Source organism: Paenibacillus marinisediminis (assembly GCF_054343325.1).
Map to the genome: position 1 here is coordinate 1 of NZ_JBTGUH010000014.1, position 22871 is coordinate 22871.

General features: G+C 49.1%; 24 protein-coding genes, 8 tRNA genes and 1 rRNA gene. 32 read left to right on the plus strand and 1 reads right to left on the minus strand.

The genetic code is table 11. The features are described 5' to 3' along the window. The 14 genes from ACXX53_RS20515 to mtnA form a co-directional block, all read left to right on the plus strand. Positions 1 to 97: ribosomal RNA gene (locus ACXX53_RS20515) — 23S ribosomal RNA — on the plus strand; the annotation flags it as partial. A 119-nt stretch (positions 98 to 216) separates the two neighbouring features. Continuing rightward, positions 217 to 305, plus strand: a tRNA-Ser gene (locus ACXX53_RS20520). 26 nt (positions 306 to 331) lie between these two features. Next, a tRNA-Met gene (locus ACXX53_RS20525) sits at positions 332 to 408 on the plus strand. Between the two features lie 26 nt (positions 409 to 434). Further along, positions 435 to 510: transfer RNA gene (locus ACXX53_RS20530), tRNA-Val, on the plus strand. A 6-nt stretch (positions 511 to 516) separates the two neighbouring features. Further along, a tRNA-Thr gene (locus ACXX53_RS20535) sits at positions 517 to 592 on the plus strand. A gap of 13 nt (positions 593 to 605) precedes the next feature. Next, positions 606 to 682, plus strand: a tRNA-Asp gene (locus ACXX53_RS20540). A gap of 68 nt (positions 683 to 750) precedes the next feature. Continuing rightward, positions 751 to 826: transfer RNA gene (locus ACXX53_RS20545), tRNA-Phe, on the plus strand. Positions 827 to 834: 8 nt separating this feature from the next. After that, a tRNA-Tyr gene (locus ACXX53_RS20550) sits at positions 835 to 919 on the plus strand. A gap of 17 nt (positions 920 to 936) precedes the next feature. Next, positions 937 to 1012: transfer RNA gene (locus ACXX53_RS20555), tRNA-Lys, on the plus strand. A gap of 351 nt (positions 1013 to 1363) precedes the next feature. Further along, positions 1364 to 2476, plus strand: a complete 1113-nt coding sequence (locus ACXX53_RS20560; protein ID WP_458570560.1) for a sugar ABC transporter substrate-binding protein — start codon at positions 1364 to 1366, stop codon at positions 2474 to 2476. 94 nt (positions 2477 to 2570) lie between these two features. Then, positions 2571 to 4085 carry a sugar ABC transporter ATP-binding protein gene (locus ACXX53_RS20565; protein WP_458570561.1) on the plus strand — a complete coding sequence of 505 codons (1515 nt, stop codon included), beginning with the start codon at positions 2571 to 2573 and terminating at the stop codon, positions 4083 to 4085. Between the two features lie 2 nt (positions 4086 to 4087). Continuing rightward, entirely contained in the window at positions 4088 to 5086 is a 999-nt protein-coding gene (locus tag ACXX53_RS20570) for an ABC transporter permease (protein ID WP_458570562.1), read from the plus strand. 21 nt (positions 5087 to 5107) lie between these two features. Then, positions 5108 to 6340, plus strand: coding sequence for an S-methyl-5-thioribose kinase (gene mtnK / locus ACXX53_RS20575; RefSeq protein ID WP_458570563.1), 1233 nt, complete (start codon positions 5108 to 5110; stop codon positions 6338 to 6340). 66 nt (positions 6341 to 6406) lie between these two features. Further along, complete coding sequence (mtnA, locus tag ACXX53_RS20580) at positions 6407 to 7480, plus strand: S-methyl-5-thioribose-1-phosphate isomerase (protein WP_458570630.1); 1074 nt, start codon at positions 6407 to 6409, stop codon at positions 7478 to 7480. Between the two features lie 68 nt (positions 7481 to 7548). Here mtnA and ACXX53_RS20585 read toward each other — a convergent pair whose 3' ends face one another. After that, entirely contained in the window at positions 7549 to 8310 is a 762-nt protein-coding gene (locus ACXX53_RS20585) for a DeoR/GlpR family DNA-binding transcription regulator (RefSeq protein WP_458570564.1), read from the minus strand. A 272-nt stretch (positions 8311 to 8582) separates the two neighbouring features. Here ACXX53_RS20585 and ACXX53_RS20590 point away from each other — a divergent pair, with 272 nt between their 5' ends. The 18 genes from ACXX53_RS20590 to ACXX53_RS20675 all read left to right on the plus strand — a co-directional run bounded on the left by ACXX53_RS20590 (position 8583) and on the right by ACXX53_RS20675 (position 22735). Continuing rightward, a complete protein-coding gene (locus ACXX53_RS20590) occupies positions 8583 to 9425 on the plus strand; it encodes a class II aldolase/adducin family protein (protein ID WP_458570565.1) in 843 nt (280 codons plus the stop codon). Positions 9426 to 9437: 12 nt separating this feature from the next. Further along, positions 9438 to 10985: an aldehyde dehydrogenase family protein gene (locus ACXX53_RS20595; RefSeq protein WP_458570566.1), complete on the plus strand. Its 1548-nt coding sequence runs from the start codon at positions 9438 to 9440 to the stop codon at positions 10983 to 10985. A gap of 9 nt (positions 10986 to 10994) precedes the next feature. After that, the gene (locus tag ACXX53_RS20600; RefSeq protein WP_458570567.1) at positions 10995 to 11318 is read left to right on the plus strand and encodes a BMC domain-containing protein; all 324 of its coding nucleotides are present in this window, start codon (positions 10995 to 10997) and stop codon (positions 11316 to 11318) included. Between the two features lie 30 nt (positions 11319 to 11348). Further along, positions 11349 to 11621, plus strand: coding sequence for a BMC domain-containing protein (locus ACXX53_RS20605; RefSeq protein ID WP_458570568.1), 273 nt, complete (start codon positions 11349 to 11351; stop codon positions 11619 to 11621). Between the two features lie 14 nt (positions 11622 to 11635). Then, positions 11636 to 12037 (plus strand): BMC domain-containing protein, encoded by a 402-nt coding sequence (locus ACXX53_RS20610; RefSeq protein WP_458570569.1) that lies wholly within the window; start codon positions 11636 to 11638, stop codon positions 12035 to 12037. A gap of 31 nt (positions 12038 to 12068) precedes the next feature. Further along, entirely contained in the window at positions 12069 to 12344 is a 276-nt protein-coding gene (locus ACXX53_RS20615; protein WP_458570570.1) for a BMC domain-containing protein, read from the plus strand. A gap of 65 nt (positions 12345 to 12409) precedes the next feature. Then, complete coding sequence (locus tag ACXX53_RS20620; protein WP_458570571.1) at positions 12410 to 12685, plus strand: BMC domain-containing protein; 276 nt, start codon at positions 12410 to 12412, stop codon at positions 12683 to 12685. 14 nt (positions 12686 to 12699) lie between these two features. Next, entirely contained in the window at positions 12700 to 13371 is a 672-nt protein-coding gene (gene pduL, locus ACXX53_RS20625; RefSeq protein WP_458570572.1) for a phosphate propanoyltransferase, read from the plus strand. A gap of 17 nt (positions 13372 to 13388) precedes the next feature. After that, positions 13389 to 13655 carry a EutN/CcmL family microcompartment protein gene (locus tag ACXX53_RS20630; RefSeq protein ID WP_458570573.1) on the plus strand — a complete coding sequence of 89 codons (267 nt, stop codon included), beginning with the start codon at positions 13389 to 13391 and terminating at the stop codon, positions 13653 to 13655. 18 nt (positions 13656 to 13673) lie between these two features. Then, complete coding sequence (locus ACXX53_RS20635) at positions 13674 to 15005, plus strand: CoA-disulfide reductase (RefSeq protein WP_458570574.1); 1332 nt, start codon at positions 13674 to 13676, stop codon at positions 15003 to 15005. Between the two features lie 245 nt (positions 15006 to 15250). Beyond that, positions 15251 to 16093, plus strand: coding sequence for a CoA transferase subunit A (locus ACXX53_RS20640; RefSeq protein WP_458570575.1), 843 nt, complete (start codon positions 15251 to 15253; stop codon positions 16091 to 16093). Then, positions 16090 to 16821, plus strand: coding sequence for a CoA-transferase subunit beta (locus ACXX53_RS20645; protein WP_458570576.1), 732 nt, complete (start codon positions 16090 to 16092; stop codon positions 16819 to 16821). Before ACXX53_RS20640 ends, ACXX53_RS20645 begins: the two co-directional genes overlap by 4 nt. A gap of 124 nt (positions 16822 to 16945) precedes the next feature. Further along, complete coding sequence (locus tag ACXX53_RS20650; protein WP_458570577.1) at positions 16946 to 18064, plus strand: PucR family transcriptional regulator; 1119 nt, start codon at positions 16946 to 16948, stop codon at positions 18062 to 18064. 113 nt (positions 18065 to 18177) lie between these two features. After that, positions 18178 to 19299: an ABC transporter ATP-binding protein gene (locus ACXX53_RS20655; protein WP_458570578.1), complete on the plus strand. Its 1122-nt coding sequence runs from the start codon at positions 18178 to 18180 to the stop codon at positions 19297 to 19299. 226 nt (positions 19300 to 19525) lie between these two features. Then, complete coding sequence (gene hprK / locus ACXX53_RS20660) at positions 19526 to 20464, plus strand: HPr(Ser) kinase/phosphatase (protein WP_458570579.1); 939 nt, start codon at positions 19526 to 19528, stop codon at positions 20462 to 20464. A gap of 33 nt (positions 20465 to 20497) precedes the next feature. Beyond that, complete coding sequence (gene lgt / locus ACXX53_RS20665; protein ID WP_458570580.1) at positions 20498 to 21580, plus strand: prolipoprotein diacylglyceryl transferase; 1083 nt, start codon at positions 20498 to 20500, stop codon at positions 21578 to 21580. Beyond that, positions 21580 to 22242 carry a pyrophosphatase PpaX gene (gene ppaX / locus ACXX53_RS20670; RefSeq protein ID WP_458570581.1) on the plus strand — a complete coding sequence of 221 codons (663 nt, stop codon included), beginning with the start codon at positions 21580 to 21582 and terminating at the stop codon, positions 22240 to 22242. Before lgt ends, ppaX begins: the two co-directional genes overlap by 1 nt. Continuing rightward, positions 22229 to 22735 (plus strand): acyltransferase, encoded by a 507-nt coding sequence (locus ACXX53_RS20675; RefSeq protein ID WP_458570582.1) that lies wholly within the window; start codon positions 22229 to 22231, stop codon positions 22733 to 22735. Before ppaX ends, ACXX53_RS20675 begins: the two co-directional genes overlap by 14 nt. The last annotated feature ends 136 nt before the right edge of the window (positions 22736 to 22871 follow it).

The window sequence follows — 22871 nt, forward strand, 5'->3', positions numbered from 1 at the left end:
GTAAGACCCCTTGAAGACGACGAGGTAGATAGGTTCGGGGTGGAAGCACAGCAATGTGTGGAGCTGACGAATACTAATCGGTCGAGGGCTTATCCTAATGATATTCAAGCAAGGCTTTTCAAACTTCGCATTCAGTTTTCAGGGTATATACCTTGAATTTTAGTTGAGAATCACGTATAATACGGTGGACAAGGTTCGCGCTCACCTGAACGACACGGAGAGTTACCCAAGAGGCCGAAGGGGACGCTTTGCTAAAGCGTTAGGGTGTAACAGCTGCGAGGGTTCGAATCCCTCACTCTCCGCCAGTGACTTCTTAACTTAATAATAATATGGCGGTGTAGCTCAGCTGGCTAGAGCGTACGGTTCATACCCGTAAGGTCGGGGGTTCGATCCCCTCCGCCGCTACCATATTACCTTTTTAACACAACAATCCTGGACGCTTAGCTCAGCTGGGAGAGCATCTGCCTTACAAGCAGAGGGTCGGCGGTTCGATCCCGTCAGCGTCCACCATATTATGCCGGTGTAGCTCAGTTGGTAGAGCGGCTGACTTGTAATCAGTAGGTCGAGGGTTCGACTCCTTTCGCCGGCACCATTTAAACTTGTGTGGAGCTGTGGTGTAGAGGCCTAACATGCCTGCCTGTCACGCAGGAGACCGCGGGTTCGAATCCCGTCAGCTCCGCCATTTTTATACTAGAAAGTGGAGGAACGAATGCTCCGCCACTTATTTTTTGTCCAAAATCTCATATTCATGGCTCGGTAGCTCAGTCGGTAGAGCAGAGGACTGAAAATCCTCGTGTCGGCGGTTCGATTCCGTCCCGAGCCACCATAATTTATGGAGGCTTAGTGAAGTGGCTAAACACGGCAGACTGTAAATCTGCTCTCTTCGAGTTCGGTGGTTCGAATCCATCAGCCTCCACCATTCTTACTTTTTAGTGAGAGCCATTAGCTCAGTTGGTAGAGCACCTGACTTTTAATCAGGGTGTCGAAGGTTCGAGTCCTTCATGGCTCACCAGTTATGAACTTACAGCAGTTTTGAGGGAAACCTTAAAACTGCTTTTTTTTATTCTAATTACTTCAATTTCAAGGTTCATCTTTCCATCTCGTGATGAGATCGAAGATGAGCCTTTTTATATTTTCTCTAGCTCAATCTAAAATAGAGTATTTATATATTCATGAACAGATATGGGATTAGATGTAATAAAACCATATAAAACAGATATAAAGTAATTAAAACTACATAAAAAACAATAAATTTTCGTTGTAAACCAAGTATTTCCATGCTAAAATTCTGCCATGAACATTACATGTTCTGGTAATCGATTACACATTAGTAGAGTCATAACTTGATTAAGGGGGTTTAGTGTTGAAGAGACAATTGTTCAGTAAGATGCTGCTTTCACTAATGGTAGTAGTTCTGGTTGCTACAGGCTGCTCCACGGGCGACGGTGGAAGCAAAGGCTCAAAAGGAACAACTGCGGTCGAAGGAGTACCTGACAAGATCGCAAAAGATGATCAAGTGAAGATTATGGTTATTCGCAAGATCGGCGGCGATGATCATACGGCTCAGTATTTGGCCGGCGCTAAGCAAGAAGGAGAGTCCATGGGCTTCACAGTCGATACCTTCTCGGCTAATGGTGATACTGCCAAGTTCCATGATGCTATTGCCCAGTCACTCGAGAAAGATTATGACGGCTTCATTATCTCTCATGGTGACGATGAGGCGACGATTGAAGATGTGAAGAAGATTCGAGAAAAGGGAATTCCAGTTGTAACGTACGACTCCATTGCCGGTCTGGCTGATATTGAAGGCGTAACGCTTACCTCACAGGATGATGAGAACTTGGCTAAGCTCGCATTGGATGAGATGCACAAAGAGCTTAAAGGCAAAGGTAAGATTGTCTACCTATGGGTAGATGGTTTCCCGCCAATGGTAAGACGTAATACGATCTATCAACAATTTTTGACGGCTAACCCTGGTTATGAGGAGATCGATCGATTTGGTATAGCTGCTGCTGATACTTCGGTTCAGACACAGAACGCTGTAGCCGCTATGTTGACGAAGTATCCGAAAGGCGAGATCGATGGCATATTTGCTACATGGGATGCTTTTGCAATCGGAGCGAATCGAGCTATCAAAGAAGCAGGTCGTGATGAAGTTAAAATATTCGGTATCGACGTATCGAACGCAGACCTTCAAGCGATGCAGGAAGATAAGAGCCCATGGGTAGCTACAGCGGCCGTTGATCCGAAGATCATCGGCGCGGTGAACCTCCGCATTCTTGCGAAGAAGATTGCAGGAGAAGAGACACCAGCAGCATACAATCTGGCTGCATCGATGATTACGCAAGAGAAGCTGAAAGGCTCTACCGAAGCAGTGAACATGGTTAATCTAGCTAGCATTATTCCAGGCTGGGGCGTCAGCACGGAGTTTGAAGAAGGCTGGATGAAGAAGCTGAAGGAAGCTAATAAAAAGTAGTCCGCAGCAATAGAATAGTACATCAGCAGGCAGGGAAGCAGTTATGACAGCGTTTTCCTGCCTGCATACTAAGTACCTGTTAGAGGGTGAAGCTATGGGGGCAGTGAACGCAATCGAACTGCAGATGAAGAACATAACGATCGAGTTCCCAGGTGTCAGAGCATTAAATGATGTTTTCTTCAGCACGATGACAGGAAGTTCTCATGCTTTAATCGGTGCGAATGGCGCAGGAAAGTCAACGCTGATGAAGGTGTTATCCGGGGCCTACAATCACTATTCAGGTCAGATCTATATTGATGGTCAAGAAGTTCATATACGCAGCCCAAGAGACGCGAAGGAACTGGGTATTCAGATCGTTTACCAGGAAGTAGACACCGCATTAATCCCTTACTTGACGGTGGGCGAGAACATCATGTTGGATCACATGGTCAATGACATGGGGAAGCAGCAATTCGTCTCATGGAGTCAGGTCCATAAGCGCGCGCAGGAAATATTGAACAGGATTAACGTCAAAGTATCCTCGAAGAAGCTAGTAAGTCAATTGACGCTAGCAGAGAAGCAGATGGTGTTAATAGCAAGGGCTATATCGAAGACATGCAGATTTCTAATACTCGATGAGCCTACAGCGCCATTAAGCCATGCTGAGACGCAAGAGCTGTTCCGCATCGTGCGAGAGTTGAAAAAAGAAAATGTCGGCGTGATTTTTATTTCTCACCGTCTGCCCGAATTGTTCGAAATATGCGATGACATTACCGTCATGAGAGATGGGGAATTCGTCGTTAGAGAGAAGATTGCGGATGTGACGCAGAATCACGTCGTAGAACATATGCTTGGCAGATCACTGGGCGATCAGTTCCCTAAGGTGAATGTTGAACTTGGTGAAACCATGTTTGAGGTGAAGCAGTTCAGCGATCGCGATAAAGTTCAGCCCATTGACATGCACATAAGAAAAGGTGAAATTATCGGAATCGCAGGCTTGGTAGGCGCCGGCAAGACTGAGCTGTGTAAAGCGTTGTTTGGCGCATCAGCTTCAGTCTCGGGTGAGCTGCATCTTCATGGTAAGAAGCTCAGTATCCGCAATCCGCATGACGCGATGAAGCAGGGCATTGCCCTAGTGCCGGAGGAACGTCGCAAAGAAGGGATACTGGTTAGCGAATCCGTTGCCGTCAATATCACAGCAGTCAATCTGAAGAAATTCTGCAGCATGAACACGTGGCTGAGATTTAAGAGGGAGAAAGAAGCTGCGTGTACGATTATTCAAGATCTGGGCATCAAGACACCGAACGAGAATACCAAGGTGCAGAACCTATCCGGAGGCAATCAACAGAAGGTTGCGATTGGCAAATGGCTGATTACCGATGCGGAAGTATACATATTTGACGAGCCAACTAAAGGCGTCGATGTCGGAGCGAAGAAAGATATATTCGAGCTTATCTTTCAACTAGCTGAGCGTGGAAAATGCATTCTATATGCATCGTGCGAGCTGTCGGAAATTATCGGAATTACGAATCGAACCTATGTATTGTATGACGGAATGCTAGTCAAAGAGCTGGAGACGAGCCGCACGAATGAAGAAGAGTTGCTGTACTACTCTACGGGAGGAAAATAATGATGAGCACTGCTAAGACCATTCAAACTAATAAAGCTCCCAAATCGTTTGATCTATTCGACTTCCTGTATCGATATGGAACGATCATCACGATTGGCATCTTGATTGTTGTATTTGGCTTGACATCGGACAGCTTTCTTCAGCCTTCAAACTTAGTCAACATTCTGCGTTCTATTTCTATCGTTACGATTATATCTATCGGAATTACAATCTCCCTATCAGTAGGGGGATTTGACCTATCGGTTGGCTCAGTAGCCTCACTCGCCAATGCGCTCGTTATCTCTATGTTTGTATGGCATGGCATGAGCGTAGGCCTGGGTATTGTGACTGCTATTCTCGTTTGTATAGTGGTTGGCGTGATCAATGCCTTCATGATTGTGAAGCTGAAGATTACGGATATGCTGATGACCCTGGCCACAATGTTCGTGGTACAGGGAATCGCGCTTACTTATACACGCGGTGCGACGGTATCTCAGAACATGGTTATGCCGGACGGAAGCTTCTCGACTGGAACGATCAGTCCATTCTTCGCGAAGATAGGTCAAGTGCCTTGGATCATCCTGATCATGCTCGTCATCGTCATCGTCGTTCACATCTTCCTTACCTATACGAAGCATGGCCGTTATATGTATGTGATCGGCGGCAATATGGAGGCGGCGAAGCTATCAGGCATCTCGGTCAATAAATACCGAGTGGCGGCATATATCTTATCCGCGATGTTCGCAGCCATCGGCGGTATCATGCTGGGCGCGCGCGTAATGACTGCCGAAGTGAATTCGGGAGCGCCATATCTCATGGACTCGGTTGCAGCAGCGTATATTGGATTCTCCGTGCTCGGCGCTGGTAAGCCGAATGCAATTGGGACGTTCGTAGGGGCAGTGTTGATTGGGATTTTGCAAAATGGATTAGTTATGATGAGCGTCCCTTACTATGCCATGGATATTGTGAAGGGTACAGTATTGGCGTTTGCCTTGGCGTTGACTTATTACAAGAAGAAGTAGCGATTAGGGGAGGTAATTCGAATGAATCAGTTCACTCATTATTTCACCATGAAAGAACCCGATGTCGTACAATACGCGTTAACGCAGCTTGATTACTTCGATGATGGCGCGGAGCTGACATGCATAGAGATAGGCGACGGCAATCTGAACTATGTATTCCGTCTCGTGGATACCCGTACGAATAGATCTATTATTATCAAGCAGGCAGGACCCGTTGCTCGCATATCGGATGAGTTCATCGTATCTCCCGATCGCAATCGGATTGAAAGTGAAATATTAAAGCTTCAGTACGAGCTCGCGCCAGGCCTTGTTCCTATCATGTATAAGTATGATCCGATTATGAACTGCTGTGTGATGGAGGACTTGTCCGATCACGAGATTATGAGGAAGGCGCTGCTCGATCATAAGCGGTTTCCGTTGTTCGCGGAGCATATCTCCACTTTTATGGCGAATACGCTGCTGCTGACATCTGACATCGTCATGAACCATAAAGAGAAGAAAGAACAGCTGAAGCGATTCATTAATCCCGACCTATGCGAGATCTCAGAGGATCTAGTCTATACGGAGCCATTTTATGATTGTCCTCGGAATGATGTATTTGAGCGGACACGTGAATTTGCGAAGTCTTACTTGTGGGAAGACGAGGAGCTTCTGCTGGAGACAGCGAAGCTTAAGTTCGAGTTCATGAATCATGCGCAATCCTTGCTGCATGGCGACCTGCACTCGGGCTCGATCTTTATCAAGGAAGATTCAACGAAGATTATCGACCCAGAGTTCGCATTCTACGGTCCTGCTGGGTATGATGTCGGCAATGTCGTTGCACATCTGTTATTCGCTTATGTCAATGCAGATAGCGTGATGAAGGACGAGGCAGCAAGAGAACAGCAGAAGGCTTGGCTGATCACATGCTTGGTGGACGTCATTGACTTGTTCCGTGAAAAATTCATGAAGCTGTATCATGAAGCTGCGACAGATCGTGTAGCGAAGATTCCGGGATTTGACGTTTATTATCTGAACGGAATCATTTCCGATGCGGCAGCTGTAGCTGGTATGGAGCTTATACGCCGAATTATTGGTCTGGCAGGCGTGAAGGATGTGACTTCTATCGCTGATCCGACAGCAAGAGCTCGTGCGGAGAAGCTGCTGCTCGTGATCGGGAAGACCTTCATTATGCAGCGTGCTGGCATTCGCACTGGCGACGATTTCAAACAGATCGTTGACGATGTGATAGCGGACAGCAAGATTGTGAGCTAGTCGAGCTAGTTAGATTAGTTAAGCTCGTTAACTTCAAGTGATAAGCTTCAGGAGGGATATGACATGATGAGCAGCGATACAACGTCAATTACGATGATCCAATCTGTTGTACTGGATGATGAGCACGATACACTGGTCATATTGGATCAGACGCTGTTGCCGAATGAGAAGGTGTTTTTGCGGCTAACAGAGCTTAAGGATATATGGGATGCGATATTCAAGCTGAAGGTGCGCGGCGCGCCAGCGATCGGAATAGCTGCGGCGTATGGCTTGTACTTGGGAGCGAAGCGTTCCAAGGCTGAAACGTTCCAGCAGCTGTGCCAGGATGTTAAGGATGTTAAGGACTATCTCGCCTCCTCCAGACCGACAGCCGTTAATCTGTTCTGGGCGCTGGACCGGATGGAAGCGCGCTTGCTGCGCGAGGCTGGCAAGTCCATTGCCGAGGCTAAGGAAGCGCTGCGCGAGGAGTCAGAGGCGATTCGTGCTGAGGACGAGATCGTATGCGAGAGCATCGGCAAGTACGCGCTGTCTTTACTGGAGCCGAACTGGGGACTGCTTACGCATTGTAATGCAGGCGCTATTGCAACGGCTAAGTATGGGACGGCATTAGCTCCGATCTATCTGGGCCAGGAGCAGGGTTATCAGTTCAAGGTATTCGCGGATGAGACGAGACCGCTGCTGCAGGGTGCAAGGCTGACAGCGTGGGAGCTGAAGGAAGCGGGAGTAGATGTCACGTTAATCTGCGATAATATGTCTTCGATCGTGATGAAGGAAGGTAAAGTGCAGGCGGTGCTCGTCGGCTGCGATCGCGTCGCGGCTAACGGTGACACAGCCAACAAGATCGGCACATCTGCCGTGGCGATACTAGCGAAGCATTACGGCATACCGTTCTATGTGTGCTCGCCGCTGTCTACAATCGACTTGAAATGCGAAACCGGCGACGATATCCATATCGAACTGCGCGCTGACGAAGAAGTGACGTCGCAATGGTATGAGAAGCCGATGGCGCCTGCGGGCGTGCAGGTGTACAATCCCGCATTTGACGTAACAGATCATTCGCTGATCAGCGCTATCATTACACAGAACGGTATTGCTTATCCACCGTTCAACGTAAGCTTGCCTAAGATGTTTGAGAGCTAATAAATGATAAAGCCCGCCCTACGAACCTGCTGCATGCAGACTCCAAGGGCGGGCTTTATTCGAGTTCATTAGTTGCACTCATGCAAGGATATGCTGTGATGCTCCAGATGGCGGTGCCAGTCTGGAGATAAGGCTTGATCAACAATGAGTGTATCGATCTGATCAAAGCCGCATATGCTGGCAAACGATGTGCGATCAAACTTCGTGTAGTCGGCAATGAGGAACGCTTTGTTGGCACGCTCCACGGCTAGACGGCGCACTTCCGCCTGCTGCTCATTCGAATCCGTAATACCGTGCTGCATGCTGATCGAACGGCAAGAGATGAAAGCTAAGTCGAAATAATAGCTGTTTATGCTTAGTTCGGTGTTGCGTCCCAAGCTGGACATGGAGGACGGAGAGATGCTGCCGCCCAGAATGACGAGATGCACGCTGGTGCTGTCGATCAATGCGTTCACAATCTTAATCGAGTTCGTTACGATCGTAATTCGCTTGTCACGAAGCATATTGGCAATGTACAGCGATGTTGAAGAGGCATCAAGAAAGATCGAGTCCCCGTTATTAATAAACTGTACGCACTTCTCGGCAATCTTCTTCTTGCCTTCCACATGTATATGCTCTCGCAAATTAAAGTTCACATCATTCTGTACACCGTCTGAAATGTAGGCACCGCCATATGTACGCGTAAGCACACCCTCGTCTTCCAGCTGCTTGAGATCCCTGCGAATCGTCTCCTCTGTAACCGAGAACAATCCAGCCAGCTCGGAAACGGTCACGTTCTTCTTCTCTAATATGATTTCTTTGATCTTGGACTTTCTTGCTATAGGCAGCATAGGATCACGTACTTTCCATTAATGTTGTGGAATTTACAACATTATACCATATTTGTTTGGTTTGTGGATGAGTTGGGATGACGTTATTTTAAGGGTGAATTGAGGTATAAATCTTGTATTTTGACTATTTGTTGCTTATTTGATCCTGTATTGAGTATTATCACCTACAAAAACCACAAAAAACAAAATAAATAATTGACAAACCATGTATAAAGTAAGAAAATCAAGTCATCAACAGAAACAGGTATTAAATACCAATAGGAAGTGAGCGTATGTTAGAGAAGACTTCAGCCTATCTTTCTGACTTTGAAGCGAAGAAGATGATTTGCGAGATTGGAAGGCGGATGTACAACAAGAATTTTGTCGCGGCTAACGACGGCAACATTACGATAAAGACAGGTCCTAACACGATCTGGGCAACTCCGACTGGGGTGAGCAAAGGATTTATGACCCCTGATATGCTGGTCAAGTTGGACCTGAGCGGCAAGGTTCTAGCTGGGAAGCGCAAGCCGTCTTCCGAGATCAAGATGCATCTCCGCGTATACAAGGAGAACCCGAACGTGACAGCGGTTGTACACGCGCATCCGCCAGTTGCTACATCGTTCGCGATCGCGGGAATCGATCTCGACAAAGCGGTGTCGCCAGAAGCGGTTGTCATCCTGGGTACGGTGCCTGTCGCACCCTATGCGACACCGGGCACGGAAGAGGTGCCGAATTCGATCGCACCTTACTGCAAGGATTATAATGCGGTGCTGCTAGCGAATCATGGCGCGTTGACATGGGGCACAGACATCATCGAAGCCTATTATCGGATGGAGTCGCTAGAGCATTATGCGCTAATGCTGATGTACTCCGGCAGAATTATTAATCAGGCGAATGAGCTGAATTGCAATCAGGTGTCCGATCTGATCACGATACGCGCGAAGATGGGAATTACGAGCGGAGGAACGCCAGCTTGCAAGTATCCTTCGGATGAGACAGGCTCTGGGCAAGCAGCGGCTGCTTCGGAGCCATCGGTTGGATTATCGGAATTGTCCGCGAAGGACAAGCAGGATATGATCGAAGCGATCGTAGCGAAGGTAACGGAACAAGTATTGAAGAAACTAAGCCGTTAGGAGTGACCGTACATGAGCGTAAAGTTGACCGAACAAGATGTGCAGAGCATCATTCAAGGCGTCTTGAAGAACATTGGTCAGAACCTCGGTCAAGCACAGCCTGCGTCACAGCTTGTGCCACAGCAAGTGTCTGCGCTCGCCGCAGCATCGTCGCTTCAAGCTGCTCCTGCAAGTGTGAGCCTTCAGCATTCGCAGGGGGATTATGGCGTGTTCGAGCAAGCGGATGATGCTATTCATGCGGCTGCTGCTGCGCAGAAGCTGTATGCGAAGGGCGGCAAGCTGGCTGAACGGGAGAAGCTGATTCAGGCGATCCGGCAGACGACTCTTGAGCATAAAGAGACGCTGGCTCGGATGATCTGGGAAGAGACATCCTTGGGGCGTGTCGAGGATAAGATTGCGAAGCTGGAGCTGACGGCGATGAAGACGCCGGGGACAGAGGATCTGAGTACGCAAGCGTGGTCCGGTGACGATGGGTTAACGATTATTGAAGAAGGCCCCTTCGGTCTCGTTGGAGCCGTTACGCCCGTGACGAATCCGGTGGAAACAGTCATCAACAATTCAATCGGATTGTTGGCGGCGGGCAATGCGGTCGTATTCAATGTACACCCTTCGTCCAAGAGAAGCTGCGCTTACGCAGTTCAGCTGCTGAATAAAGCGATTGTGGCAGCCGGCGGTCCTCTCAACTTGATTACGATGGTGAAGGATCCAAGCAAGGAATCGTTGGACCGCATCACAGAGTCGCCAGAAGTTAAGCTGCTGTTAGGTACTGGCGGACCTGGTTTGGTTAAAGCCTTGCTGAGCTCTGGCAAGAAAGCGATTGGCGCGGGAGCGGGCAATCCCCCGGTTGTCGTGGACGAAACGGCTGACATCGAGCGGGCTGCCAAGGCGATCATTGCAGGGGCTTCGTTTGAAAATAACATCCTGTGCATCGCGGAGAAAGAAGTGTTCGTGGTGAATAGTGTGGCGGACGATCTCATCTTCCACATGCTGAACTATGGCGCTTACCGCTTGAATCAACGCGAGCTGGAGCAAGTTATGAGCTTTGCGCTTGAGCCGAATGTGCGGCAGGTCGCAGGCGGATGTTCACTGGATACGAAGCGGGAATATCACGTCGCGAAGGACTGGATCGGGAAGGACGCATTGCTCTTCCTAGAGAAGATCGGCGTACGCGGCAGACAGGACGTGAAGCTGCTCATCTGCGAAGTGGACTTCCAGCATCCATTTGTCCAATTGGAGCAGATGATGCCGGTTCTGCCGATCGTGCGGACGGCGGACTTGGATGAAGCGATTGAGTTAGCGGTGCAAGCGGAGCATGGCAATCGTCATACGGCGATCATGCATTCCACGAACGTTAATCATCTCACGAAGTTCGCGCGAGCTGTCGGTACGACCATATTCGTAAAGAATGCGTCATCGCTGGCGGGAGTCGGCTTCGGAGGAGAAGGCTACACGACGATGACGATAGCTGGACCGACAGGAGAAGGTTTAACGTCTGCCAAGACGTTCACACGTAAAGTGCGATGCGTGTTGGCTGAGGGCGGATTCCGAATTATAGGGTAGGTGATAGCCATGACACGTACCGCGATCGGATGTGTAGAGGTTCAAGGATACAGCATAGCATTAGCCGTGATGGATCAGGCTTGCAAGGCGGCTAATATCACGATACAAGGGATTGATTGCAACAACCCTCCGAATGACAGCCATGCGAGAATACCCGTTATGATTCAGGTTAAGTTCTCAGGGACAGTCAGCGATGTACAGGCTGCGCTGGATGTCGCGCGCGAAACAGCATCCCGCTATCTGGCCCCGGATGAGATGCTGTTTCATCTTATCCCATCAGGGAGCGCGGAGCTAATGGGGCTGCTGCCGCAGGGGAAGGTCAGTCCGAAGTAGCTTCAGAAGCAGCGGATAAGGGGGAATCCCATGAGAGCGTCTATCGGTATGATCGAAACACGAGGACTCACCTCAGCTTGGCTGGCTGCGGAGATGATGGTGAAATTTGCTTACGTAGAGGTACTCAAGGTCGAAAAGTCCGGCGCCGGCTATGTAGCGGTTATCGTCCAAGGCGATATTGAATCGGTGCGAACCGCACTGGAGGTTGGATCGGCGGAAGCTCGTCGGACAGGGGAGCTTATAACCTCCCATATTCTCTACAAGCCAGCGGACGAGCTTGATGTACTGCTCGCTTCGGAGTGAAGGAAGGGAACAGCATGACACATATTGATGCGATTGGAGTAGTGGAGGTGCAGTATTTCTCCACTGCAATTGAAGTGTTGGATGCGATGACGAAGTCAGCGGATGTGCAGTTCCTGACAAGCGAGAAGCTGCTGGGCGGCAGATTGGTAACTGTTATCGTCGGCGGCGGAGTATCGCAAGTCACAGCATCAGTTGAGGCAGCAAGACAGGTATGTAAAGGCAAAGCCAACAATCCGCTGAAGATGAGCTTGGTGATCTCCAAGCCGCATGCGGAGATTATGAAGTTTATCGTTCCAAGCGCTCAAGCAGAGCCTGCGGTTCAGAAAGAGTTCGAAACGATAACGGAACCGGAACAAGGCTTGGTATCGGAAGCTCCGCCTAAGCGGACAAGAAGCAGAAGACAGCCGAAATCATAAACCTAATTAATCATTAATGGAGGTAGTAAAGATGAACGAAGCATTGGCTATGATCGAGACGAAAGGTTTAACTGCTGCAATCGAGGCAGCGGATGCGATGTTGAAGGCGGCAAATGTGGAAATCGTCGGTACGGAGAAGATCGGCTCCGGTCTGGTTACTGTATTGGTAAAAGGCGATGTTGGCGCAGTTAAAGCGGCAGCGGAAGTGGGTGCAGAGGCTGCTCAGCGCGTAGGCGAGCTGGTAGCTGTACATGTGATTCCTAGACCGCATCTGGATGTTCAGAAGATGCTGCCGACATTGAAGTAATACGCTGATCATTTCTATTCGTTAGGATCGTTAATCATTAATGCCAATCTGAGGAGGATTATATCATGAGTGAATCTATCGGCATGATCGAGACGAAAGGCTATGTAGCAGCGGTTGAAGCGGCAGACGCGATGCTGAAGGCAGCAAATGTAGAAATCGTCGGAACAGACAAGATCGGCTCCGGTCTAGTTACCGTCATCGTAAAAGGCGATGTCGGCGCAGTTAAAGCAGCAGTTGAAGTCGGATCAGAAGCTGCGCAGCGCATTGGCGAATTGGTAGCGGCGCATGTGATTCCAAGACCACACACTGACGTGCTGAAGATGCTTCCATCCGTAAAGTAAGCAGGTGATGTGGAATGAACGATAACATGATGTCGAATGATCAATGGGTTCAATCGATCACGAAGCTAATCATGGACGAGCTGCAAGCAATCGGATTGGCGTCATCTGGCGAGCTGCAGACAGTGGTGCCAGTCGGTGTATCTGCAAGACATGTGCATCTGTCCGCGGAACATCTGGAAGTTCTATTTGGCAAAGGAAGCGTATTGACGAAGTACAAGGATATATCACAGCCGGGTCAGTATGCGGCTAATGAGACGGTGACGCTTGTCGGACCGCAAGACGCGATTCAGAGGGTGCGCGTGCTGGGACCTTGCCGTGGCAACACGCAGGTGGAGCTTGCGCCAAGCGATGCCCGTAAGCTCGGTATCAAGCCGCCCGTACGAGAGTCGGGAGATCTTGAGAATACGCCCGGCATCCGCATCATCGGTCCAGCGGGCAGTCTGCAGTTGGATCGCGGCTGTATTATCGCCGAGCGTCATATTCATATGACACCGAGAGATGCTTCGGCGTTCGGTGTTCAGCATGGACAGCACGTATCGGTCAGAGTGGAAGGGATTAGAGGCGGCGTCATGGATGGAGTGGCGATTAAAGTGCGGGACAACTATGCATTAGATATGCATATCGATACGGATGACGGCAATGCATTCGGCCTGAAGACGGGAGATCGCCTGCACATTATCAAGTAGAAGCGAGGGCGAGCGGCATGGAGATGGGAAAAGTGGTGGGCAACGTCATATCGACGAACAAATACGATGGGCTTCAAGGCCTCAAGCTGTTAATGGTTGAGATCGGGCTTCATGAAGAGCGACGCATTATTGTGGCCGGGGACACCTTAGGCGCAGGCGTCAATCAATGGGTGCTCGTGTGCCAAGGAAGCAACGTGCAGCACGCGCTCCGCAATCCAGCGCCGCTTGATGCTCTCATAGTGGGAATAATGGATAAGCCTCCTGCCTTGCAGGCGGATCTATAAGGTCTGGAGGTGCTGGAGATGAAGATCGTAATTATTGGCGGGGTTGCTGCTGGGATGTCAGCAGCGTCCAAGTTAAAACGTACAGACCCGACAGCAGAAGTTGTGGTGTATGAGAAGGGCTCGTTCCTCTCATACGGCGCTTGCGGACTCCCCTATTATGTGTCCGGGACTAACGATGATTACACGAAGATGATTGCCAGGACACAGGAGCAATTCCATGAAGCGGGGATTCGGACAGCGCTGCGGCATGAAGTGCTAAAGGTCGTTCCAGAACAGAAGCAGCTGATGATTAAGGATCTGGAGCAGGACCGCGTATTTCTCGAATCGTACGACAAGCTGATGATCGCAACTGGAACGCAGCCTATCGTGCCCCCTATACCAGGGCGCGGGTTAAGCGGCGTTCACGTATTGAAGAGCTTAGAAGATGGCATAGCACTGCAGCAATCGATTTCTTCGCAGCAGGTGAACGATGTTGTGATCGTTGGCGGCGGGTATATCGGCATCGAAGTGGCGGAAGCCATGATAGAGCTAGGAAAGAACGTTAGAGTCATCGAGCTGGGAGACCGGCTGCTTAAGACATTTGATCAGGAAATTACAGATATTGCGACCAGAGAGCTCATCTCGAAGGGTGTCTTGATTCATCTTGGCGAGAAGGTCGAAGCTCTGCTTGGGGACACTTCTGTACGAGGTATTCAGACGGATCGTGCAAGCTACACAGCGGATCTGGTCATCATGTGCGTGGGCGTTAAGCCTTCTACGCAGTTTCTGAAAGGCTCTGGTATCGCGCTCGCGAAGAACGGAGCGGTTATCATAGACCGTGAGATGCGGACTAACATTGCAGACATCTATTCCGCAGGTGACTGTGCGGAAGTTTATCATAAAGTGCTGCAGGAGAACACATTTATTCCGCTCGGTACGACAGCCAACAAGTGCGGCCGTATGGCGGGAACGAATATGCTCGGCAAGCACGAGAAGTTCGTTGGGACACTAGGCAGCGCAGCGATTAAAGTGCTGGGACTGGAGCTCGCGCGCACAGGAATATCGGAGGAAGATGCCGCGCGATTAGCGATCGATTATTCGACGGTATTCGTGACAGCGGCCGATCATCCGCGCTATTATCCGAATCCCACTCCGATCCATATCAAGCTTATCACGGAGAAGAAGACAGGGATTCTACTCGGCGCGCAAGCGATAGGAGAGAAGGGTGTCGTACTCCGTATCGATGTGTTCGCAGTCGCCATTCATAACCGAATGACGGCGGCTGAGATGGGCATGGTGGACCTGTGCTACGCGCCGCCATTTGCCGGAGTGTGGGATGCGGTGCATATTGCGTGCAATGCTGTGAAGTAACTTACAGCAGGGAGCGCAGTTGTACTACTCTTGCGGACCGTAGAGCCGTTATTTCCGCTAATAAGGGGTAAATGGCGAGTTTGGCGGACAACAGAGCCCTTATTGGCTTGGAAAGAAGTCATAATAGGTGAAATGATCATCAATAGCGGATGCTCGGTCAGCTTGAAAGGCGAAGCAGTGGATTTTGGAAGAAATAACGGACTGTGTGTCCGTTTCTGCGGGGTGGTTCAGTGTTAACGAAAGCTATGAATTCCAAACTTTCTACTATAGAAGAGGCGAGCGCGCTCATCCCGGATGGAGCTGTGCTCGCCTTAGGCGGCAATGTGCTGCATCGCGCGCCGATGGCGATGGTACGGGAGCTGATTCGCCAGCGGAAGCGGGACCTGCGCCTGGTGAAGACAGCAGGCGCTCATGATATTGACCTGCTCTGCGCAGCGGGCTGCGTGCATTCGGTTAATGCCGGCTTCGTCTCCTATGAGACGGAATACGGCCTTGCGATGCATTACCGCAAAGCGGTGGAAGCAGGTACGGTTCAATGCAACGAGCATGCGTGCTACACCGTCATCTGCGCATTGCGCGCAGCGGCAAGCGGAGCGCCGTTCATGCCGGTTGCAGGCTTGAAGACGGGGGATCTGATCGACGCTGTGGATTATTTTCAAGTCATACCCGATCCGTTTACGAATCAGCCGGTAACCGTTGTGAAGGCGATCGTGCCTGATGTGGCTGTCATCCACGTTCAGGAATGCGATGAAGAAGGCAACGCCATTATCCTCGGTCCGGCATTTGAAGACGTACTGATGAGCCGCGCTGCTAAGCAAGTGATCATCACGACGGAGAGAGTTGTTCCCAAGAGCAAGATTCGGATGCGTCCCGAGGCGGTTAGTGTTCCGCATTTCCTAGTGAGTGCTGTCGTTCATGTTCCTAAAGGCGCAGCTCCTTGCTCCTGTGACAAGAGCTATGAAGTGGACCATAAAGCGCTTCAGCAGTTTCTGAAGCTGAGAGATGCTGATGGCATCCAAGCTTATGTGAACAGCTATGAAAGAGCTGACCGTCAAAGAACGCTGGCGAGAGGGGGAAGCTTCAGATGAAACCGACAGCGAAACCATATCGCGCAAGCGACATCATGGTATGTGCAATCGCAAGGATGCTGCAGGATGGCGAGAAGGTGTTCCACGGTGTCTCCTCGCATTTGCCAATGGTGGCGATGATGCTGGCTAGACAGCTCCATGCTCCTCGCTTGGTGCATCTCAACATTCCCGGCGGGGTTAATCCGGCTTCGATCAAGAACACTTCATACTCTTCAGCTGGCGCAGAGCTGGTTACATCGGGAGAAGCGGTCTTTCCGCTTGAGGAAGTATTCGATCTATCGATGCGCGGAGGCCTGGATGTCGCCTTTCTTGGCGGAGTTCAATTTGATATCCATGGCAATGTGAACGCTTCTGTAATTGGAAGCTATCACAAACCGAAGGTGCGGCTGCCTGGCGGAGCGGGAAGCGCTGTTCTAATACCAACAGCCAAGAAGGCTATAATATGGCGTACCAAGCATGATCGCAGAACGTTTGTAGAGCATGTGGACTTCGTCACTACACGCGGCAACCTATGGAAGATCGTGACTCCTCTATGCATTTTTGAATATGTAAATGGTCAGCTTATGCTCGACAGTATCCATCCTACCTCTTCATTGGAGGAAGTGATCGAGAATACCGGCTTTACCGTAAGTTATGATTCGATCCGGTACACGCCCGAGCCGACGCAGCGCGAGCTGCAGGTACTTAAGCAGATTGATCCCTATGATTATCGCTCGAAGGAGTTTTAGCACCTAACGGAATGATCCTTCGTCTAGAACTATGTTCATCAGCCTCATATGGTGAAGCCCATTAGCTGTTATGTTACAATTAGTGCAGCAAGAGCTAGAAAGCTGAAGAAATGAGTTGATGAAGATGGACAAGAAAGATCTGCGAGCGCAGATTGAACGGATCATCAATGTATCTTTAGAAGATGCGACCATATCGACTGCAACATGGAGATCGTGGGTTGAAGAGGCGCAAGATGCAGGACAGTCATCTACAGTCTCACCTGTGGTGCTCGTCGAACATGAGGGTCGCTGTTATATGTTATGGAAGCATGGCTCACTCAACACGGAGCTGTTGCATTGTGATGCGGCATATTTGCCTGTTAAAGAACGTCAATGGCTCGAAATGCTGCTATGGATGGATATGAGCAATCGGAAGAACTCATCAACTGGAGCTGCTAGCGATGAGCAGCAGGTAGTTCAATTCGGTCAGTGGATTATGGATCGGCTGCTGGAAAAAGATCTGCAGGCGCAGGTACCGGATACATTTTCATGGAAGAGCAAGCTGTTTCAATCTGTCGTTCCGTTTCTGCTCGCAGCAGAGCATTCACATCGTGAAGCACCCAGCTATTCGTCGCTGTACAAGCTGTTGAAGTCTTACTTTGGCGGTGAAGTGATGGTTGTGCCCTTGACGGAGAAGGAATGGTTGATTCTCGTTCCCGAACAATTAACGCATTCGTATGAACAGGATGAAGAAGTGGATCATAAGGAAACGGTTGAGGAGATGCTGACCTCTTTCTGCTCTGGCTTATATGAATTGCTTGCGGCAGAATGGATTGGCGAGAGTCACATGTCCGTAGGGTATCCCTTCTCACCAATTGTAGGCCTGCCGGCGACGGTGTCGCAGCTGCGGGAAACAATCTATCTAGGAAGAACATTTCATGTTACGGATTCGATTCATCTCCCGTGGGAAGTGCATCTGGAGCAATTGGTGTACAGCATTCCAGATGAAGTGCGCAAGCAATTCATGAAGCGTGTTGTGACGAAAAACGATAGCTTTACCGATTCAGAGACACTCGCCACACTGGAAACCTTCTTTCAATTTGATTGCAGCGTAAGTGAAACGGCAAAACGGCTATATATACATCGTAATACATTATTATATCGATTGGATAAGATTAAGCAGGATACGGGACTAGATGTTCGCACCTTTTCTGATGCTGTTTTGGTAAAGCTCATATTGCTATTGTACAAAGTCACGAAATAGGGAAGCGCTTTTTTGTGCAGTTTGTGTATAGTCATTTGTACAGGGTTTAGATATGATAAGTATATGAGATTTAACCGAAATCATAAACACACACGTATAAGGGGGAAATAACCATGGCAGGCGTACGCTTAGAACATGTTTACAAGAAATACCCAGGATCTGATAAAGCAACAGTAATTGACATCAATCTCGACATCCAAGATAAGGAATTCCTCGTATTGGTTGGTCCTTCCGGTTGCGGTAAGTCCACAACACTGCGTATGATCGCAGGTTTGGAGGAAATTTCAGAAGGTAGCCTGTACATTGGCGACCGCCTTGTGAACGATGTTGCTCCTAAAGATCGCGATATCGCGATGGTATTCCAATCCTATGCGTTGTATCCACATATGAACGTATACCAAAACATGGCGTTTGGTTTGAAATTGCGTAAATTCAAGAAAGACGATATCGACAAGCGCGTTAAAGAAGCTGCACGCATCTTGGACATCGAGCATTTGCTTGACCGTAAACCGAAGGCACTCTCCGGTGGTCAACGTCAGCGTGTTGCTCTCGGCCGTGCGATCGTTCGTGAGCCTCAAGTATTCTTGATGGACGAACCGCTCTCCAACTTGGATGCTAAACTTCGTGGTCAGATGCGTTCCGAGATCACAAAATTGTCGAAGCGTCTTCAAACAACTGTTATCTACGTAACGCATGACCAGATCGAAGCAATGACGATGGGTGACCGTATCGTAGTTATGAAAGACGGTATCATCCAGCAAGCAGCTTCTCCAGAAGTATTGTACGGACATCCTTTGAACATGTTCGTTGCAGGTTTCATCGGATCTCCTACGATGAACTTCATCAACGGTACGTTGACTGAAGCTGGCGGCGATGTTCGCTTCAAGGCTCCAGGTCTGGACGTAGTAGTACCAGCTGGTAAAGCACAATCCTTGAAAGAAAAAGGCTTGATCGGCAAAGAAGTTATCCTCGGCGTTCGTTCCGAAGATATCCATGAAGAGCCAGTATTCTTGGAAGCTTCCCCTAACAGCATCTTCACAGCTACAATCGAAGTTACAGAGAACATGGGTCATGAAATGTTCCTGTACCTGAAAGGTGTAGGCAGCGATACAGTTATCGCTCGTGTTGACGGCCGTTCTACTTCGAAAGAAGGTCAAAATGCGAAGCTTGCAATCGATATGAACAAAGTTCATGTATTCGACAAAGATACTGAATTGAACGTATTCGAAAGCTAATCATTCTTCTAATAGAAGCTCGGTGCCCTAGGCATCGAGCTTTCTTGCTTATAAGCAGCTATACATTTTCTTATTTGTGCTAACGCAGCAAGGGCTTGATTGCTTTCAACGCCAAATTTAGTTACGATAACTACTATACTTAAGCCTGTGCATCATGGTATATCTGTAAAAAGTGCAACGCAGTTCATGGATAAAGGTGTACATCATAGAGAAGGAGTGGGTGAGGATGCCTAAGATGGTGAAGGTAGCCGAATTGGCTGAGCAATTTCATCTGGAAATACTGGCGGGTAAAGAAGGCATGAAACGCATCATTACGGTTGATGATCTACATCGACCGGGACTCGAGATGGCAGGATTCTTTGATTATCATCCTACAGAGCGAGTACAGATTCTAGGCAAGACAGAGTTGACTTTCTTCGAAACGCTGCCTGAAGAAGCGCGCAAGGAGCGTATGCGTCACTTTGTGTCTCCAGACTTGCCATGTATCATCGTAGCTCGCGGTCTAGAGGTCTCTCCTGAGATCACGGAGATCTGTGATGAGCAGCAGATTCCACTGCTTCGTTCTCAGCTGTCTACAACAACTTTATCCAGCCGTGTAACAGGCTTCTTGGAGCGCAAGCTTGCTCCAACTGCAACGATACATGGCGTATTGGTAGACGTGTACGGCGTAGGAATGCTGATTACGGGCGGGAGCGGGATCGGTAAGAGTGAAACAGCACTCGAGCTTGTAAAACGCGGCCATCGTCTCGTGGCGGATGATGCTGTCGAGATTCGTCAAACCTCGGATTACCAATTACATGGATCAGCGCCTGAGCTGATTCGGCACTTGCTGGAAATTCGCGGAATCGGTATTATTAACGTAATGACCTTATTCGGGGCAGGAGCGATTCGCAACAACAAGCGGATCAGCGTCGTTATTCGCCTTGAGAATTGGCAGCAGGACAAGCAGTACGATCGCCTGGGATTAGATGAAGAAACGACACGCATTCTGGATACGGATGTTCCGCTTGTAACGGTGCCCGTACGTCCTGGACGCAACCTGGCAGTCATTATAGAGGTGGCAGCTATGAATTATCGATTGAAGCGTATGGGCTATAACGCTGCGCTCCAGTTCACCAACAAATTGACGGAACAGATTAACGAAGATACCGAAGATTTTGATTAAGCGAATTGAACGCGCACGAAGAGGAGAGGTTATATGGCAAATATGCTTTTGGACCCGATCGCATTTAAGATCGGGCCGCTTTCGGTATATTGGTATGGACTAATACTAGGCTTGGGTGCCCTTGCGGGGCTGTTGCTAGCTATTCAGAGAGGGAAGCGGTTTGGGCTATCATCCGATTTTTTCATTGATATCTTATTAGTTGGTTTCCCATCTGCATTGATCGGCGCACGAGCGTATTATGTCGCTTTCAAATGGGATGACTACAAGGATAATCTGCTTGATATCTTCGCGATCTGGGAAGGCGGAATCGCGATATATGGCGCCCTGATCGGTGCCGTTATCGGTGCGTTCATCTATCTACGAATCAAGGGCTACTCGTTCTGGAGAATTGCGGACATCTGCGCGCCTTCGCTCTTGCTTGGACAGGCGATTGGCCGCTGGGGGAACTTTGTCAATCAAGAAGCTTACGGTGGACCGGTTTCCGAATCGTTTCTGCGCGATACTTTGAATTTGCCTGACTTTATCGTGAATCAGATGAACGTCAACGGAATATTCCATCATCCGACCTTCTTATATGAATCCATCTGGAACATAGTCGGCGTAGTATTGTTAATAGTGATTAGCCGTCTGCCTAAGGTCAGAAGCGGCGAAGTGTTTATGAGCTATCTCATCTGGTACTCTGTGGGCCGATTCTTTATCGAAGGGCTGCGTACCGACAGCTTGGCTTACCAAGGTACTGACTTTGTAGCAGGCGTGGTTAACGCACTCTGGGCGCCGATGACCGTGCTGTTTGAACCAGGATACTTGGATCCGGCGTACGGCAACGTGAGAATATCACAGTTGGTCGCGATTGGATCGATTATTGCGGGCATCCTATTTATCATCATCCGACGTGTGACCATAAAAACGCCGGTATATTATAAGGATCCGATCGTCTCCTCGCGTGTGAAGGCGCCGGCAGCAACAACTGCAGCAGCTGTTGAAGTGCTTGCTGAAGTACCTGCCGCAACATCAGACGTTAAGAAGGATAAGGGTTCACAGATTGACACTAATACAAGCGACAGCAACAATGACGTTGCTGAAGAAGACAGCAAGAAAAAGGAGCAAGAAGAGTAATGATTCAAACGGTTCTGTTTGATCTGGATGGTACGATTATGGATACGAATGAGCTCATCATCGACACCTTTCTCCATGTGCTCAGAGACATTGTGCCGCCGCCGTTCACGCGGGAACAGATTATTCCGACCATGGGCTTAACGCTGGAAGAGCAATTGCAAGGCTTTGCGAAACGAGAGGATGTTTCTGATCTCATCACGGCATACCGTAAATACAACTTAGAGCGACATGATGAGATGGTCAAGCCATTCCCATATGTAGTTGAAGTGCTTCAGAATCTGCGTGATGCAGGGATTCAGCTTGGAGTTGTCACCACTAAGATTCGGATGACAACGGAACGGGCTCTGAAGATGTTTGATATGTACGATAAGATGAATGTGATCGTGACTGTAGACGACGTGACGAATGCGAAGCCACATCCTGAGCCTGTACGCAAGGCGATGGAGGCCCTGGGTGCTAATCCGTCCCGAACCTTAATGGTTGGAGACAGTCCGGCTGATATTGTGTCGGCCAATGCTGCTGGAGCAGTGTCCTGTGCCGTAGCTTGGTCACTTAAGGGTGAACAGATGCTGGAGCAGTATAAGCCGCGGCACATCATTCACGATATGCGTGACTTGTACGCAATCGTCGGATTGGAGCATAACAAAGGTGCGAAACGTTGAACGCTATCCCGTCGAAGGATCGAATAGCTTATGGCAGATCTATCGCACAGTCAGCCCGCTCAAGGGAATGAAGAACTTCATCTTCATTCAGCTGGCGCGCTACTGTCCACATTTGCCGACGAAGAACTGGATATACCGCCATATATTAAGGGTGAAGGTGGGCAAGCATACGGCTTTCGGCTTGATGGCAATGGTGGATGTGTTCTTTCCTGAGCGTATTCATGTCGGGGATAATTCGATAATTGGATATAACAGTACGATATTAGCGCATGAATATCTGATTCATGAATATCGTCTTGGAGATGTCAGAATTGGCAGCAATGTATTGATTGGTGCTAATTGTACGATCCTGCCTGGTGTTACGATTGGCGACGGTGCAATAGTAGCTGCTGGATCAGTGGTTCATAAGGACGTTCTCCCTGGACAAATGGTAGGAGGCAATCCGCTGCGCGTCATACGGGAGGCAGAAGATACAGCTGTGATTCGTTCATAATGTAAAGCTGAACAGGCAATAGAGGGATGTCTATCTGACGCGATTCAGAGCCATCCCTCTTTTACTTGCGAATAAAAAAACTTTACATATTAAAGTGCTGTAAAGCACTGAATCCTAATCCCCCTTTGTGCCATCG